16 protein-coding genes and 1 pseudogene are annotated in these 15,791 nt (G+C 38.1%); 14 read left to right on the forward strand and 3 right to left on the reverse strand.

Annotated elements, in window-relative coordinates:
* Complete coding sequence (gene hutI / locus BUL40_RS03305) at positions 1 to 1,230, reverse strand: imidazolonepropionase (RefSeq protein ID WP_080318079.1); 1,230 nt, start codon at positions 1,228 to 1,230, stop codon at positions 1 to 3.
* Between the two features lies 1 nt (position 1,231).
* Positions 1,232 to 2,803: pseudogene (hutH, locus tag BUL40_RS03310) on the reverse strand (histidine ammonia-lyase).
* Between the two features lie 79 nt (positions 2,804 to 2,882).
* Here hutH and BUL40_RS03315 point away from each other — a divergent pair.
* Together BUL40_RS03315 and BUL40_RS03320 are read left to right on the forward strand one after the other, a co-directional pair.
* Entirely contained in the window at positions 2,883 to 3,770 is an 888-nt protein-coding gene (locus tag BUL40_RS03315) for a LysR family transcriptional regulator (RefSeq protein WP_080318080.1), read from the forward strand.
* Between the two features lie 41 nt (positions 3,771 to 3,811).
* Positions 3,812 to 4,369 (forward strand): nitroreductase family protein, encoded by a 558-nt coding sequence (locus tag BUL40_RS03320; RefSeq protein ID WP_080318081.1) that lies wholly within the window; start codon positions 3,812 to 3,814, stop codon positions 4,367 to 4,369.
* Here BUL40_RS03320 and BUL40_RS03325 read toward each other — a convergent pair.
* Positions 4,366 to 4,881 (reverse strand): DUF456 domain-containing protein, encoded by a 516-nt coding sequence (locus BUL40_RS03325; protein WP_080318082.1) that lies wholly within the window; start codon positions 4,879 to 4,881, stop codon positions 4,366 to 4,368. The genes BUL40_RS03320 and BUL40_RS03325 overlap by 4 nt on opposite strands.
* Before the next feature lie 103 nt (positions 4,882 to 4,984).
* On the opposite strand from BUL40_RS03325, the gene BUL40_RS03330 reads away from it, so the two are divergent.
* From BUL40_RS03330 to BUL40_RS03385, 12 genes are all read left to right on the forward strand, one after another.
* Positions 4,985 to 5,431 carry a hypothetical protein gene (locus tag BUL40_RS03330; RefSeq protein WP_010518650.1) on the forward strand — a complete coding sequence of 149 codons (447 nt, stop codon included), beginning with the start codon at positions 4,985 to 4,987 and terminating at the stop codon, positions 5,429 to 5,431.
* Positions 5,432 to 5,521: 90 nt separating this feature from the next.
* Entirely contained in the window at positions 5,522 to 7,747 is a 2,226-nt protein-coding gene (locus tag BUL40_RS03335; RefSeq protein ID WP_080318302.1) for a TonB-dependent receptor, read from the forward strand.
* A 192-nt stretch (positions 7,748 to 7,939) separates the two neighbouring features.
* On the forward strand, positions 7,940 to 8,299 hold the full coding sequence (locus BUL40_RS03340; protein ID WP_010518648.1) for a BlaI/MecI/CopY family transcriptional regulator: 360 nt from the start codon (positions 7,940 to 7,942) through the stop codon (positions 8,297 to 8,299).
* 39 nt (positions 8,300 to 8,338) lie between these two features.
* On the forward strand, positions 8,339 to 10,108 hold the full coding sequence (locus tag BUL40_RS03345) for a M56 family metallopeptidase (RefSeq protein WP_080318083.1): 1,770 nt from the start codon (positions 8,339 to 8,341) through the stop codon (positions 10,106 to 10,108).
* Positions 10,109 to 10,202: 94 nt separating this feature from the next.
* Entirely contained in the window at positions 10,203 to 11,276 is a 1,074-nt protein-coding gene (locus tag BUL40_RS03350) for a tetratricopeptide repeat protein (RefSeq protein WP_176465441.1), read from the forward strand.
* 41 nt (positions 11,277 to 11,317) lie between these two features.
* Positions 11,318 to 11,797 carry a hypothetical protein gene (locus tag BUL40_RS03355; protein ID WP_010518645.1) on the forward strand — a complete coding sequence of 160 codons (480 nt, stop codon included), beginning with the start codon at positions 11,318 to 11,320 and terminating at the stop codon, positions 11,795 to 11,797.
* Positions 11,798 to 12,352: a crossover junction endodeoxyribonuclease RuvC gene (ruvC, locus tag BUL40_RS03360; protein WP_010518644.1), complete on the forward strand. Its 555-nt coding sequence runs from the start codon at positions 11,798 to 11,800 to the stop codon at positions 12,350 to 12,352.
* 11 nt (positions 12,353 to 12,363) lie between these two features.
* Positions 12,364 to 13,494 (forward strand): radical SAM family heme chaperone HemW, encoded by a 1,131-nt coding sequence (gene hemW / locus BUL40_RS03365; protein WP_080318085.1) that lies wholly within the window; start codon positions 12,364 to 12,366, stop codon positions 13,492 to 13,494.
* Positions 13,495 to 13,496: 2 nt separating this feature from the next.
* Complete coding sequence (locus BUL40_RS03370; RefSeq protein WP_080318086.1) at positions 13,497 to 14,246, forward strand: cyclase family protein; 750 nt, start codon at positions 13,497 to 13,499, stop codon at positions 14,244 to 14,246.
* An 18-nt stretch (positions 14,247 to 14,264) separates the two neighbouring features.
* The gene (locus tag BUL40_RS03375; RefSeq protein WP_010518641.1) at positions 14,265 to 14,888 is read left to right on the forward strand and encodes a DUF4230 domain-containing protein; all 624 of its coding nucleotides are present in this window, start codon (positions 14,265 to 14,267) and stop codon (positions 14,886 to 14,888) included.
* A gap of 10 nt (positions 14,889 to 14,898) precedes the next feature.
* Positions 14,899 to 15,294 (forward strand): Dabb family protein, encoded by a 396-nt coding sequence (locus tag BUL40_RS03380; protein WP_080318087.1) that lies wholly within the window; start codon positions 14,899 to 14,901, stop codon positions 15,292 to 15,294.
* The gene (locus BUL40_RS03385; protein WP_080318088.1) at positions 15,295 to 15,654 is read left to right on the forward strand and encodes an MmcQ/YjbR family DNA-binding protein; all 360 of its coding nucleotides are present in this window, start codon (positions 15,295 to 15,297) and stop codon (positions 15,652 to 15,654) included.
* Positions 15,655 to 15,791 lie beyond the last annotated feature (137 nt).

Genomic DNA, 15,791 nt, shown 5'->3' on the forward strand with positions numbered 1-15,791 from the left:
TTAAAAGACTATTTTTTCACCGTGTTTAATAATTCCGTGTGGTAACATTTGTCCCTGTTGGTAGGTAATTTCTCTGTAATCGTCTGTAGGGTAAAGGGCTAAATCTGCATAATAACCTACGGCTAGACTTCCATAGAATTTTAGATTTAATGCTGCGGCTGCCCTGTAGGTTAGTGCGGCTAATATTTCAGCATTGCTCAATTTTTCAAAAGTCCCCAAAATGGATGCTTGTACCATTAAATTGCCCATGGGAGCAGACCCAGGATTGTAATCGCTGGCAATTGCCAAGACGGCGCCCGCGTCTAATAGTTTACGTGCGGGCGTAAACTTACACCCCAATCCCAAAGAAGCACCAGGTAAGGCAACGGCCACAGTATTGCTTTTGGCAATGTGTTCAATTTCTTTTTGGGTACTGGCTTCTAAATGGTCTATGCTTATGGCACCCAATGCTACACCAACCTTACTGCCACCTGTAGTAAACTGATCGGCATGCACGGTTATATCAAAGCCAAGTGCTTTGGCCTTTTTTAGATATGGAGTAATTTCTTCAGGGGAAAAAGCACTTTCCTCTACAAATGCATCTACACGTTGCGCTAGATTTTCAACCTGTAAGGTGGGTAATAAATGCGTTGCTATTTCATCTAAATATTCATAACCGTTACCCTTATAATCTTTGGGTAACATATGTGCGGCCAAACAGGTGGTAACCAGATTTTGCTTAAGTTTTGGAGCTACAGCTTTTATGGCCTTGAGCATCTTAAGTTCTTCTGGTACAGATAGGCCGTATCCGCTTTTAACTTCTAAAGTGGTAATGCCTTGGAGTAGCATTTTTTTTCCGCGGGCTATAATAAGGTCTTCCAGATGTTCAATACTGGCGTTACGGGTTTTTGTGACGGTGTCCCAAATACCTCCTCCGGATTTGGCAATTTCTAAATAGGTTTTTCCAGAATTGCGTAGCGCATAATCTTGCGCTCGGCTACCGGCATAACAAATATGGGTATGTGCATCAATTAATCCGGGTATCGCTACTGTGGGCTGGTTTACCCGCTCAAGAGGAATAGTGCCATCGTTTAAGTCTTTGAATTTGCCCACGCGCTCTATTCTAGCTTCGTTAACTATGATTCCACCATCGGTAATTATTTTTATGTCTTCATCTTTAAGACTTCCTTTTAAAGGTAGGTGGCTTAACGGGAGTAGTTGACTAAACGGACCTATAAGTTTACGTTTCATACTAGAAGAGGTTAAATTCTTGGGTTAAATTGGAATCCCATTTAAGGGAGTGGGTTTGCATTTCATTAGCTACGGTTCTTAAAATATCTTCATTTTGAATTAAACCAATAGCAGTTTCTATGTCTTCTGCAAATACACGGTCTTCTTTTACAAAGGTTACCTTACTGCGCACCAACTGATGAACGCTGTCTAATAATGGGCCCGATTTTAAGGGTTTTCTAAAGTCAAACGCCTGTGCGGCGGTCAAAAGTTCAATGGCCAATATTTTCTCAATATTATTTAAGATGCTTAATGCTTTTCTGCCACTAATACTGCCCATGCTTACGTGGTCTTCTTGCCCCAAGGAAGTGGGTATACTATCTGCACTAGCTGGGTAACACAGACTTTTGTTTTCGCTGGCCAAGGCGGCAGAGGTATATTGTAAGATCATGTAGCCAGAATTGATACCCGTATTGTTCATTAAAAGTTGAGGTACGCCATGCCCACCTTCTAGAGCTAAATAGATGCGCCTATCAGAAATAGTACCCAATTCTGATGCGGCCAAAGCAGCATAATCCAAGGCCATTGCCAGTGGCTGGCCATGAAAGCTTCCGCCACTTATGGTCAAATCCTTATCTATGATTACCGGGTTGTCGGTCACGGAATTTAATTCAATTTGAAGCAATTCTTTTAGATGTAGCCATGTGTTTCTAGAAGCACCATGAACCTGAGGTATGCAACGTAAAGAATAGGGATCTTGTACACGGTCGCAATCAATATGGTCTTCCAAAATCTCCGAGCCTTGTAGTAAGGTGCGAATACGTCCAGCTACATGTAGGTTGCCTTTAAAGGGGCGTATTGTATGCAGTTCTTTGTAAAAAGGTTTAATGGACCCTTGTAGGCCCTCTAGCATCATGGCGCCTATAATATCTGCTTGATCCAAGCAACTTTTTAGTTTTTGGCTAACCAAAACAGCATGTGCCAAAATAAACTGTGTACCATTAATCAAGGCAAGGCCTTCTTTGGCGCTCAACTGGATTGGTTTCTTATGTAAAGCTTCAAAAGCTTTTTGGGTAGGTACTATTTTGTTTTTAAAATGTACTTTTCCTAACCCTATTAAGGGTAAGAATAAATGAGACAAAGGCGCCAAATCACCAGAGGCCCCAACAGAACCCTGTGAGGGCACAACGGGTATTACGTCGTTATCTAAAAACCACAACATCATTTCTAGGGTAGACAATTGTATACCGGAGAATCCTTTAGCAAGTACGTGTATTTTCAAAATCAGCATTAAACGAGAGAGCAACTCCTCAATGGGTTCTCCTACACCTACACTATGGCTCTGTAAGATATTTGACTGTAGTATTTGGGTTTCTTCTTTTGAGATTTTAGTAGTACACAAGGGGCCAAAACCGGTATTAATACCATAAACGGGAGCACCTTTTTCTACTATTTGGGCTACTAACTCGCTGCTTGCGTTAATTTTTTCTTTGGAGCTGTGGGTTAGTATCGGTTTTAGGTAGCCATTGGCCTATTGCAGGGCTATTTGTCCCGTTAAGGTAGCTTCTCCAACAGCAAAAGTTTTTGTACTCATGATTGGTTAATTGATACGGTTAAAAGTAAAACGGCTAATTGATAATTGGTAATACTTATTTTTGTAATAAATGATAACTATGAATTATCAAATTGAATTGCGCCATCTTCATTACTTCTTGGCCGTAGCGGAGAGTTTACACTTTAGAAAAGCTGCGGAACGCTTGTTTATAAGTCAGCCAGGATTAAGTACACAAATAAAGCAGTTAGAACAAGCATTGCATACCCAGTTGTTTGTAAGAGATAAACGAAAAGTTGTACTGACCCCTGCTGGTGAATATTTGAAGGCAGAGGTAGAGTACCTGCTCAATCATCTAGAATTAACCAAAAAACAAGTTCAGCATATTGGTAATGGTGAACTGGGCGAATTGCGTATTGGATTCTTGGGCTCTGCCATGCAACAAGTAATTCCAGATTTATTACTTCTGTTAAAAAAACGGTTTCCAAAGATTAATACCACCTTAGACGAGTTATCCAATACCGCACAGTTAAACGCTATTTTAAAAGACAAATTGGATTTGGGCTTTGTGCGTTTATCCAGAGTACCTAAAGGGGTGGCATTGGCACCGGTTTTTGAGGATACGTTTTCTTTGGTTTTACCTAAAAATCATTCGGTTACCGTGGAAAATTTCAAGGGAATGCAACAATTTAAGGAAGAGGAGTTTATCTTGTTTAGTGCCGCTTACAGCCCACTTTATTATGATACGGTCATGAGTATTTGTGAAGATGCTGGTTATGTGCCAAGAGTCTCGCACAAATCCGTACATGCCCAAACTATTTTTAAGTTGGTAGAAAATGGTTTGGGTATTGCCATAATACCTACGCAATTGCAAAATGGATTTGATATGGCGGTTAAATTTATTGAGCTAAGAAAAATAAAGCAAAGAGCGGTATTAAGTGTAATCTGGAAATTAGATAACAGAAACCCTGTTTTAAAACAGGGTGTTGATCTGTTGTTAAGAAACTAGAAGGGGCTATAGCATTTCTTATTTTTGAAAAAAACTAATAGATGATATTCGATTTAATAGCAAACAGACGTTCGGTCTTTCCACCGCAATTCATAAATAAGCCTATAGCCAAAGAAACTTTAGAGAAAATTTTGGAGGCGGCTAATTGGGCGCCTACCCACAAAAAAACTGAACCCTGGCGGTTTAAAGTGCTTACTTCTGCCGAAAAGAAAGCAGAACTAGGAAAATTCTTGTCGGATAAATACCAAGAAGTAGACCCAAAACCAAAACAGGTTACCATTAAAAAATTACAGGATAACCCAGAACGCTCAGCGGCCGTAATAGCCATTTGTATGCAACGCGATCCTAAAGAAAGTTTACCGGAGTGGGAAGAAGTAGCAGCTGTTGGTATGGCCGTACAAAACATGTGGCTGTGTTGTGCAGAATTGGGTATTGGAGCCTATTGGAGTTCTCCTGGCCTAATCAAGTTTATGGATGAGTATTTTGATTTTAACGAAGGCGAAAAATGTTTAGGCTTTTTCTATATGGGCTATTTTGAGGGCGATTTGCAGGAAGGTCAACGTAGCCCTATTGAAAATAAAGTAACGTGGTTGGGTTAGGCACTAAACGTAAATAATTCAGGACCATACTCTACTGCTTTCCAAATAAAGAGGCCTAGATAGACCAAGGTGACCAAGAATTTCAAAAATGTACCGGTCAAAAATCCAATAAAGGAACCAAAAGCCGCTTTTAGGGCTCTTTTTTGGTCAGAATTGTGAATTAGTTCTCCTACCAAAGCACCAATAAAGGGCCAAATGATAATTCCAAACGGACCCAAGATAGGGAAGAAGATGGCAACTAGTAACCCCAATATACTGCCCCAAATGCCATACTTGCTTCCGCCAAATTTTTTGGTTCCAGCGGCGGGTATTATATAATCTAGAATGGTTATGGTAAGGGCAACAACCAAAAGAATAATTAACAACGTCCAGTTTTCGGGCACTGCTTTGGTCAAATACAATAAGAGCAAACCCACCCAGCTAATAGGCGGCCCTGGTAATACCGGTAAAAAACTGCCTAGTACACCAACAAGCATACACAAAAGGCCAATTATAAGTAATACTATGTCCATATTGGTTTATAAGACTAAATTTACGGCAAATTGTTACAATTATAGCGTAAATAAAACCCTTGGTTAAAAAACTACGTAAGTAGATTAAAACATAATAAAAACAATGCGAACAGTGGCTAATTATAGCGGACGATTAAAAGGGTTTGTAACCCTTATGGTCTGTTTTTATATCTTGGCCTTAGTGCAGTTTCCGGTATTGGAGCTTGGCCATACGTTATCGCATACCCTGGCTATTTCTAAAAGTAATACACACTCCCATTTATTTTTTAAAACACATGAAGCTTCAGAAGCACAGCGTTCTTTAGAGGCCATGGCCGGGCATGATCACAATATGCTAGAAACCTTAAAACTAGTTTTGGAATTGGAAGAGAATCCTGTGCCAACAGATAGTTTTGAGTCGGAATTAAAATTAGATAAACACTTTACGCAATACAGCTTTAAGCTCCCGGAATGGGAGCCTGTTTTAGCACCCAAAAATCATGGTTATGTTTTAATGATGCTATCACAACCAATTTTGGGAATACCTACACCTCCTCCAGACGTTTGTTAGATTTTTAGCGGTTCAATAATTCACAGGTGCTTCATGTATCTACTTATTGGGCAACATTTAAATAAAAACATAACAAACAATCAATATAGAATGAAGTATTTTATTTGGATAGGCATCTTATTGGGTGCCCTGTCCATCAATGCACAACAATTAAAAGGCACCCTTAAAAGTGCCGCAGGCGTTCCTTTAGAAGATGCTGGAATTTTTAATAAAACCAACGGTAAACATAATCACACAAATGCTTTGGGCGAATTTGTTTTGGAGGATACCCAAATTAACGATGAGGTTTCGTTTTCCAGATTGGGCTATGCTACTAAAACCATTACAATATCCCAAATTCATATCCAAAACGGCCTAAACCTAGTTTTAGAAGAAAGTAGCATTAATCTGGACCAGATTGTTCTTACGTCAGATAAAAAGGTACTTACGCAATTGGTAGATGTAGACCTAAAGCAACAACCCGTAAAATCGTCTCAAGAAATTTTGAGAAAAGTACCTGGTTTAATCATAGGTCAGCATGCTGGTGGTGGTAAGGCAGAGCAAATTTTTCTACGTGGTTTTGATGTAGACCACGGAACAGATGTGGCCATAACCGTAGATGGCATGCCCGTGAATATGGTAAGCCATGCGCACGGACAAGGCTATGCAGATTTACATTTTGTGATACCAGAAACTATAGAAAATGTAGATTTTGGTAAAGGCCCTTTTTATGCCCAACAAGGAAATTTTAATACGGCAGGGTATGTAGATTTAGAACTTAAAAAACGCTTGAATACTAACCGAATTAGCTTTGAAGCAGGCCAGTTTGATACCCGTAGGCTTTTGGGTATGTTCAATGTATTGGATGGGCAAAAGCAAGCTGCATATTTAGCGTCTGAGGTATATTTAACCAACGGCCCCGTAGAATCTCCACAGAATTTTAATCGTATAAATATTTTAGGGCGATACAACACGCAATTGGCCGCAGATTCTGACTTAACCCTAACGGTATCGCATTTTCAAAGCAAGTGGGATGCATCCGGTCAAATTCCACAACGTGCCGTAGACCAAGGTTTAATTTCTAGGTTTGGTGCTATAGACGATACCGAAGGTGGAGAAACATCGCGCAGCAATATCATGTTGCGTCATAAAAAGTTTTTGGGTAATGGTAAGAGTTGGCAGACCGATGCTTATGTATCTAAGTACGATTTTAAACTGTTTTCTAACTTCACCTTTTTCTTAGAAGACCCGGAGAATGGCGATCAAATAATGCAAGAAGAAGACAGAAGTTTGCTTGGGGCAAGTACGGTTTTTAAAAACAGCATGGCAACCTTAGGCAACAGCACTTTTGAATATGAAGCAGGTCTTGGTTTTAGGTATGATAACGTAGATGATGTAGCCCTTTCACGCACGTTAAACCGAAAGGAAATTCTAGAACGTTTGGCCTATGGTGATGTAGACGAAACCAATGCCAATGCATTTGTGGCAGCAACTTTCACCAGTGGTAAGTTTAGTTTTGAACCGGCGTTGCGCTTGGATTATTTTAAGTTCGATTATGTGAACAAGCTTACGGAAACCTACGATAATAAAGGCCAAGAAAAGCTCGCTTTTAGTCCAAAATTCAATACTATTTTCAATGCAACGGAGAACACCCAGTTGTTTGTTAAAACAGGAATAGGGTTTCATAGTAACGATGCAAGGGTAGTAGTAGCCAATAGCGGAGAAGCTATTTTACCAGCAGCCTACGGGGTAGATTTTGGTGTAATTACCAAACCTGCCAAGAATTTGGTTTTAAACGCTACGTTATGGAGTTTGTTTCTAGACCAAGAGTTTGTATATGTGGGTGATGCGGGTATTGTAGAACCAAGTGGTAAAACAAGAAGAATGGGTGTTGAGGTAGGTGCCCGCTACCAACCTACAGATTGGTTTTATGTGTATACCGATGCCAATTACACGCATGCCAGAAGTACAGAAGAAGCAGATGGCGAAGATTACATTCCACTAGCGCCAGATTTTACGGCAGTAGGCGGTTTAAGCCTTGGTAGGGAACAAGGATTCTCTGGCGGATTAAACTACCGTTATATAGATGATAGGGCGGCCAATGAAGACAATAGTATTGTTGCAGAAGGCTATTTTGTTACCGATGCTACATTAAACTACAGCACCCAACAATGGACATTTGGTCTTATTGTAGAAAACTTATTTGATACCGAATGGAACGAAACGCAATTTGCAACAGAAAGCCGATTGTTTAATGAAACCAACCCGGTAGAAGAGATACATTTTACACCGGGAACACCATTTTATTTAAGAGGTAAAATTACGTATCAGTTCTAGAATTAAAAGATAAAAACCTGCTAAAACGTTCATTAGCAGGTTTTTTTTATCATTTTTTAACTAAAAAATTAGTTTAAACTAAATATTTAGTTATATTTGAATCGTATTTAACTAAAAACTTAGTTGAATATATATATCACAAAGTACTGTAGTACGGATAAATAAATAAGGATAAAACAATACGCAAATAGTATGAAACAACTTACTAAAGCAGAAGAAGAAGTTATGCAAGTGCTCTGGCAACTACAAAAAGCCAACGTAGCTGCCATAATAGAGGAATTTAGTGCGCCAAAACCTGCTTACAATACGGTTTCTACCATTGTACGCATATTAGAAGACAAAGGTTTTGTGAACCATGAAAAAGTAGGAAAGGGGCATGTTTATTATCCGATTGTAAAAAAATCGGATTACAGCAACCAGAGCATCAACAAATTACTGAACGGTTACTTTCAAGGTTCGTTCAGTAGTATGGTTTCGTTTTTTATGAAAAAGAACGACATCAACCTAAAAGAATTAGAAGAAATTCTAGACCAAATTAAGGAAGAAGAATAGCCTTAGAAAAATTAGCAGACCACATAAAAAATACACCTTATGCTTACTTATATTCTAGAATGCGTAGCATTTCAACTTATTTGCTTACTGGTTTACGATTTATTCCTAAAAAAGGAAACTTTTTTCCAATGGAATCGAGCCTTTTTGATAGTAAGCTACCTACTATCGCTAGTGTTGCCATGGGTTAAAATAGAGGCCTTAAAAACAACTGTAAGCAAAGAGGCGGTATATTATCCGGCTAATTGGTTTGTGCAAATAGAAGGGGTAGTGGTAGAAGAAAACCCCACAGCAACCAGTTTTTTGGAGCAATTATCGGCTTGGGAATGGGCCTACATCTTTGGGGTTTTAGGCATGGCCGTGTGGTTGAGTACTAAGTTGTACAGGATTAGAAAGTTGCACCGTGAAGGCTTTAAAAAATATTACCCAGAGTATACGCGGGTTACCGTACAAAAGAGCAACGTGGCCTTTTCTTTCTTTAAATCCATTTTTATGGGCGATGCGTTGCCCAAAAACAAGGAACTACAAATATTGGAACACGAGCTGGTACACATAAAGCAATGGCACTCTCTGGATTTGTTCTTTTTTGAGCTAATGCGTATTGCTTTCTGGTTTAATCCGCTAGTATACGTATATCAAAATAGGATATCAGAATTGCATGAGTTTATTGCAGATGCCAAGGTGGCCAAGTACCAAAGAAAAGAGCAGTATTCCATCTTATTGTCACAGGCTTTTAAGACGGAAAATATCAGTTTTATCAATCAATTTTTCACACAATCATTAATCAAAAAACGAATAGTTATGTTATCAAAACAAAAATCAAAGCGCATTTTTCAATTAAAGTACATCTTGTTGATTCCTATAGTATTAGGTATGTTGGTGTATACTTCTTGTGAACAAAGTGTAGATAATCAAGAAGAAAAAATAGAGGCGGTTAGTCTTAACGAAGTTCTCGTAAAGACAGACACCATTATTACGTCTACTTCAGTTCCTTTTTCTACAATAGACCAAGTCCCAGTATTTCCTGGTTGTGAAAGTGCAGCAGATAAAAGGGCCTGTTTTCAAGAAAATATTCAAAACCACATTCGCAAACACTTTAATTATCCTTCAGAAGCACAGGAGCAAAATATTCAGGGCAGGGTTGCTATAATGTTTACCATACAAGAAGATGGTACCATAGGTAAGATTAGAAAACGTGGTCCGCACGCCTTATTGGAAAATGAAGCGGTACGGATTATAGAGCGGTTACCAAAAATGGAACCGGGCAAAAACAAAGGCAAAGTAGTAAGCGTACCTTTTTCTATACCTATCACTTTTAAATTGGCAAGTAATACAAGCAACGCAGATTCCAATGAAGTCAATGAAATCAGCATAATTGGTTATGAAGGCCTTAACACCATGAATTCTTCTACTTTGTTTTTTATAGATGGTAAAGAATCTTCTGTAAAACAAATGAATACCTTAAACCCACATTCTATAGAATCGGTACAGGTGTTAAAAGATGAGGTTGCCATTGAAAAGTATGGTCAAAAAGGTAAAAATGGGGTTGTTGAAATTAAAACCAAGAATAATTTTAAAGCGCAAGCAATGCATGTTAAGGATTTTAAATATGTGCCACAGCAAGGTTTGACAAAGGGAAAGATAATAAGTGGTGAAAAAGCATTGCCAGGTGTAAATATCTCCATTAAAGGAGGCGATGCAACAACAGTTTCAGATTTTGATGGTAACTTCAAAATAAATGCACAACCAGGACAAGTTATAGAGTTTGATTATATAGGCTTTCCCAAAACAGCGTTATTAGTAAAAGAATAAAAAAGATTTCAATATATCGTAAATGAACTTAGGGCGATTCTGTTTTGTTATTTTCCTTTTAAAGTTAGTTTTTGTTAAGGGCCAGTCTCTTGACATGCAGACGGCAGATAGCCTTTATACAATTGGCAATTATACCGCTGCCATAAATACTTATGCAGGTTTAAAAGGTGAAAAAGCCAAACTACAGATTGCAAGGGCATATGCTGCATTGGGCAATACAGAAAAAGCGGTAGTGGCATACCAGTCCATAATTACCCAAGACAGTACACAAACCATTGCTATGTTTGAGCTGGGTAAATTATTGGCTGCTAAAAATAAAACAACTAACGCCTTGCCGCTTTTTGTACGTTTAACTGCGGTTGACCAATCTAACCCCGGGTTTTTCTATCATCTTGGAAAAATCCAATTGGCTTTGGGTAACTTCAACTTGGGAAAAAAGGCGCTCCAAGAAGCCATAGACAAAGACAATACCCATTTAAAGGCCATTTATGTCTTGGCCAAACACTTATTTACCCATGGAGAACCTAGTAACGCCAAGAAAATTATAAACCTTGGATTGCAGACGGCTCCCAAAGATGTTGCACTTTTAAATTTAAAGGCATTGGTTTATTTTGAAAATGGTAATTATAAAGAAGCAGCTAGTTTATTTAATGAATTAATTGTCCTAGGAGAAAAGAAACCTTTTATTTTTAAAAAATTGGGATTTGCACAGAATGCCCTGTGGGAAACACAAAAAGCGGTAGAGGCCTATAGGCAAATGGCCAAATTTCCAGACTACACTGGTGATGCCTACTTGGGTCTGGGAGCGGTGTACTTAAAAGCAAAACAATTGGATAGTGCCGCTTACTACTATAAAGAAGGGATTAAAGAAAATACTGTTTCCTTTTCCAAGGAATACGCCAGTTTAGGCCATATTTACAAGTTGAAGGGAAACTTGAAAAAGGCAATGGATTATTATACCCTGGCATGGGAAGAAGATACGACCAATCCTTATTTTTATTATCAAATCTGTACTTTGGTAGATGCCTATTATAAAGACCCCAAAACCAAACTGGGCTATTATGAACGTTTGTTAGAATACTATCCAGAACTGGTGCCTTATATAAAGGAAAGGGCAAAAATTAGAATTACAGAACTAAAAGAGGAAATACACTTTGCTGCGAATTAATTTCTCTAAATTATCGTAATTTCAGCCCCATAACGGGGAATATGCAACGGATACGTTTCTTGGTGGTTTTAATGGTGTTTACCTCATGCGAGCTATTTATTTCAAAAGAAAGACAAATGGAGCGCCGCGTGAACCAAGAATTAATGGCTATAGATTGGGATTCGGTAGATCAATATCCACTTTTTGATAATTGTGATGAAAACGTTTCAAAGGAAATACAAAAAGCCTGTTTTGAAACCACTATGTTAAATCATTTTGCTAAAGCGTTTAGCGGTTTACAATTTGAGGTGGAACAAGATATGAACGATACCATAAAAGTAGATTTTTTAATAGACGAACATGGCTTTATAACCATAAGAGATATTGAAGAAAACGGTGAAATAATGGCCGTTCTGCCCAATATTAAACAAGAAATAACAACTCGCCTAAATGATTTGACTACCGTGGCACCAGCTATTAAACAAGGTGTTCCGGTTGGGGTTTCCATAAGGCTGCCCTTGATTTTAAAAACAACAGAATAATTGTCAAAAGAAAAGATAATTTTAGGAATTGATCCGGGTACCACCATCATGGGTTTTGGAATTATTAAGGTGGTAAACAAAAAGATGCATTTTGTTCAAATGAACGAGTTGCTCTTAAATAAATATAAAGATCCCTATCTAAAATTAAAGCTAATTTTTGAACGTACCATAGAATTAATAGATACCTACAACCCAGACGAAATTGCCATTGAAGCGCCTTTTTACGGCAAAAACGTACAATCTATGCTAAAATTAGGAAGGGCTCAGGGCGTGGCAATGGCTGCCGGTTTATCAAGGGAAATTCCTATTACGGAGTATTTTCCCAAGAAAATAAAAATGGCCATTACAGGTAATGGTAACGCAAGTAAGGAGCAGGTAGCTAAAATGCTCAAAGGGCTTTTAGGGTTAAAAACCTTACCCAAAAATTTAGACAGTACAGATGGTTTGGCGGCTGCGGTATGCCATTTTTATAATGAAGGCAGGGTTGAGTTGGGTACGCAATACACAGGTTGGGAAGCCTTTGTAAAAGCCAATGCTGATAAGATTAAAAAGTAAATGCTTAAATTATGAGTGGTATTTACATACACATCCCCTTTTGTAAACAAGCTTGCCATTATTGCGATTTCCATTTTTCCACTTCGCTTAAAAAAAAAGAACCGGTACTTAAGGCTTTAAAAAAAGAACTGATTTTACGTAAAGATGAATTAGGTGGTGCCACAATAGAGACTATTTATTTTGGCGGCGGTACCCCCTCTTTATTAACTACGGACGAAATATTAGATTTGGTTGGTACGGTACAGGTTAACTATACCGTAATAGAAGACCCAGAAATTACACTAGAGGCCAATCCAGACGATTTATCATTGGAGCGTATTAAAACTTTAGCTGGGTCTCCAGTAAACCGCTTAAGTATAGGCGTGCAATCCTTCTTTGAAAAAGATTTAAAGTTAATGAACCGCGCTCACAATGCTCAAGAAGCCAAACAAGTATTGGATTGGGCTACGCAGTATTTTAAGAACATTAGTATAGATCTTATTTACGGCATACCGGGCCTTACCGATCAAGAATGGCAAGAGAATATTAGAATTGCTTTAGCATCTGGAGTACCCCATATTTCTAGTTATGCCCTTACGGTAGAACCAAAGACCGCTTTGGCCAATTTTGTGGCCAAGGGCATTGTGCCAGAGGTAGATGATGAACAAGCACAACGCCAATTTTTACAATTGGTTCAAGAGTTAGAAAGCAAAGATTTTATCAATTACGAGATTTCTAATTTTGGAAAAGCGGGTTATTTTTCTAAAAACAATACCGCTTATTGGTTGGGCAAATCTTATTTGGGTATTGGGCCATCTGCACATTCTTTTAACGGTACCCATAGGGGTTGGAACGTACGTAACAACCAAACCTATGTAAAAGCTATAGAAGCAAATGAGTTGCCAATAGAAATTGAAGAACTATCCGTAAAGGATCGTTACAATGAATATATAATGACGGGCTTGCGTACCGTTTGGGGAATTTCTTTGGAGCGTATAGCTAACGAATTTGGCCATAATTACGCAAAGTACGCCAAGATGCAGGCGCAAAAATATGTTGCGGAACATTTACTTTTTTTAGAAGATAATATCTTTAGGGCAACACGCAAGGGAAAATTTTTGGTAGACGGAATTGCATCTGATTTATTTATGGTTAAATTATAAGCATGATAGCAACGATAAAACTCAATTCTAAAAATTATAAGATTGATTTAAAAGCACCATTGGATTTGTCCATACCTATGAAAGGAGACGAAACGGATGTGAATGCATGGTACTTGCCACCAGCCCAGATAAAGCCACACATAGAAGAGGGCTTTGTGGGCAGTGTTAAAGAAGGTGCGTCCATCAATTTTAATACCATAACCTTTAACCCACATGCGCACATAACCCATACGGAAACGGTAGGCCATATCTCTGAACAATTGGTTTCTGTACATGATAAGTTTAAAAAGTATTTCTTCCTTGCAGAGGTTATTACCATTGCTCCGGAAAAAAAAGGAGATGATTGGGTCATTTCTAAAAAGCAACTTAGTTATGCCTTAGGTAAAAAAAAGCGAGAGGCCGTAGTTATTAGAACTTTACCCAATACCAGAAAGAAAAAATCCAGACAATATTCCAATAGTAATCCTCCGTTTATGTCTGAGGCTGCCGCAAACTTTCTTAAAGAGAAAGGCATACAGCATTTGTTGGTAGACCTGCCTTCTGTAGATAAAGAAAAAGACGAAGGTGCTCTGGTTGCTCATAAAGCATTTTGGAACGTTAGGGGCAAGGTACGAACAAAGGCTACCATCACAGAGTTTATTTATGTGCCCAATAAGGTTATAGATGGCACCTATTTCTTAAACTTGCAACTTGCGGCAATGGTGAACGACGCTTCGCCCAGTAGACCTATCTTGTATAAGATAATAGATTAGAACACAGTATATTTGGGTATGGATAGCATTGTAGAAGCATTTTTAGGCCTAATTCTTGGCGCCATAATCATGTATTGGGTCTACTCACTTTTCAATAAAAAGAAAAGAAGGGAGCTGGTAGAACATCAATCCACGGTTATTTTAGAAAAAATAAAAAGTGTTTGTAAGCTTACTACTGTTGAGGGAGAATTTGCAGAGATTTACACTTACGAAAATACCAAGGAAGGCTTTATGAGTCTACTTAGTAGTAAGAAAAAAGCATTAATCGTAATCAATGCCAAAGCCCAAGTGGGGTACGATTTAAAAAAGCTAGAGTTACAGGCAGATACGGAAAATAAAAAAGTACTGCTTTCTAAATTTCCAGAACCCGAAGTGCTTTCAATAGAACCAGATTTACAATTTTACGATATTAAAAATGGATTTTTCAATTCGTTCTCCCCAGATGACCTAACCAAGTTAAACGCCAACGCCAAGGAACATATTAGAACCAAAATACCCGAGAGTGGTTTGTTAGATTCTGCAAAAACAGAGGCACTGCAAGCTGTACTGTTAATGGAAAAAATAGTAGAGACCATAGGGTGGAAGTTAGATTATTCGGCCCTTGAAATATCCAATAGAGACAAACAATTTTTAGAACAATAACCTTTAAAAAATGAAAAAAGCACTTGTAGTATTAACCCTAATTTGTGCTAGCTTTATGGCTAAAGCACAAGACACCAATATGAAAGAATTTGATAGCAATTTTGCCCACGTAGTTTATTTCTGGTTTAAAGACCCAAATAATTTAGAAGCCAAGGCCACTTTTGAAGCTTCTTTAAAGAAATTCATGGCTAACTCCAAATATGCCAAAACACAATATATAGGCACGCCGCCCAAGGCCATTAGAGATGTTGTAGATGACAGTTTTACCTATAACCTAATTGCCACATTTTCTTCTGCAGAAGAACAAGCCAAATATCAAGAAGAACCAGCACATCTATTATTTATAGAAGAGTGTAAAGATTTATGGGAAAAGGTGATTGTATATGATTCTAATAGCATAGATTAAATGCATATAGAGGCCATTAGGGAATATTGTTTGCAAAAAAAAGGGGCAATAGAAACATTTCCCTTTGATGAAAGTACTTTGGTGTTCAAAGTCATGGATAAAATGTTTGCCTTGGCTCCCTTGGAGCGCTTACCTGCCCAAGTAAACCTAAAATGCGACCCAGAAAAAGCTATTGAGTTAAGAGAAACTTTCGACGGAGTAGTATTGCCTGGTTATCATATGAACAAAAAACATTGGAATACGGTTATCTTAAACAACTTAGAGGCTAGGGAATATAAAGAAATGATTGACCACTCCTATAATTTGGTCGTAGCTAAATTGACCAAAAAACAGAAAGAAGCGCTAGCAGCTATAGAATAGTTTAAACAGGTGTTAATCTGTAAGAATATTATTATTAACTTCATCGAAACTTTTAGGTTATTCGTCTATAGTAAATTACTATTGATGCTTTAACGTTCTCCCCATTAATGTTTAAAAAGGCAAATTTGTAGTTATCC

This window comes from Croceivirga radicis (assembly GCF_002072105.2).
Taxonomy (GTDB): Bacteria; Bacteroidota; Bacteroidia; order Flavobacteriales; family Flavobacteriaceae; genus Croceivirga; species Croceivirga radicis.

Bases quoted from the DNA above. Each gene is read 5' to 3' on its own strand.
- hutI (WP_080318079.1), bottom strand. From the start codon at position 1,230: ATGAAACGTAAACTTATAGGTCCGTTTAGTCAACTACTCCCGTTAAGC.
- BUL40_RS03315 (WP_080318080.1), top strand. From the start codon at position 2,883: ATGAATTATCAAATTGAATTGCGCCATCTTCATTACTTCTTGGCCGTA.
- BUL40_RS03320 (WP_080318081.1), top strand. From the start codon at position 3,812: ATGATATTCGATTTAATAGCAAACAGACGTTCGGTCTTTCCACCGCAA.
- BUL40_RS03325 (WP_080318082.1), bottom strand. From the start codon at position 4,881: ATGGACATAGTATTACTTATAATTGGCCTTTTGTGTATGCTTGTTGGT.
- BUL40_RS03330 (WP_010518650.1), top strand. From the start codon at position 4,985: ATGCGAACAGTGGCTAATTATAGCGGACGATTAAAAGGGTTTGTAACC.
- BUL40_RS03335 (WP_080318302.1), top strand. From the start codon at position 5,522: ATGAAGTATTTTATTTGGATAGGCATCTTATTGGGTGCCCTGTCCATC.
- BUL40_RS03340 (WP_010518648.1), top strand. From the start codon at position 7,940: ATGAAACAACTTACTAAAGCAGAAGAAGAAGTTATGCAAGTGCTCTGG.
- BUL40_RS03345 (WP_080318083.1), top strand. From the start codon at position 8,339: ATGCTTACTTATATTCTAGAATGCGTAGCATTTCAACTTATTTGCTTA.
- BUL40_RS03350 (WP_176465441.1), top strand. From the start codon at position 10,203: ATGCAGACGGCAGATAGCCTTTATACAATTGGCAATTATACCGCTGCC.
- BUL40_RS03355 (WP_010518645.1), top strand. From the start codon at position 11,318: ATGCAACGGATACGTTTCTTGGTGGTTTTAATGGTGTTTACCTCATGC.
- hemW (WP_080318085.1), top strand. From the start codon at position 12,364: ATGAGTGGTATTTACATACACATCCCCTTTTGTAAACAAGCTTGCCAT.
- BUL40_RS03370 (WP_080318086.1), top strand. From the start codon at position 13,497: ATGATAGCAACGATAAAACTCAATTCTAAAAATTATAAGATTGATTTA.
- BUL40_RS03375 (WP_010518641.1), top strand. From the start codon at position 14,265: ATGGATAGCATTGTAGAAGCATTTTTAGGCCTAATTCTTGGCGCCATA.
- BUL40_RS03380 (WP_080318087.1), top strand. From the start codon at position 14,899: ATGAAAAAAGCACTTGTAGTATTAACCCTAATTTGTGCTAGCTTTATG.
- BUL40_RS03385 (WP_080318088.1), top strand. From the start codon at position 15,295: ATGCATATAGAGGCCATTAGGGAATATTGTTTGCAAAAAAAAGGGGCA.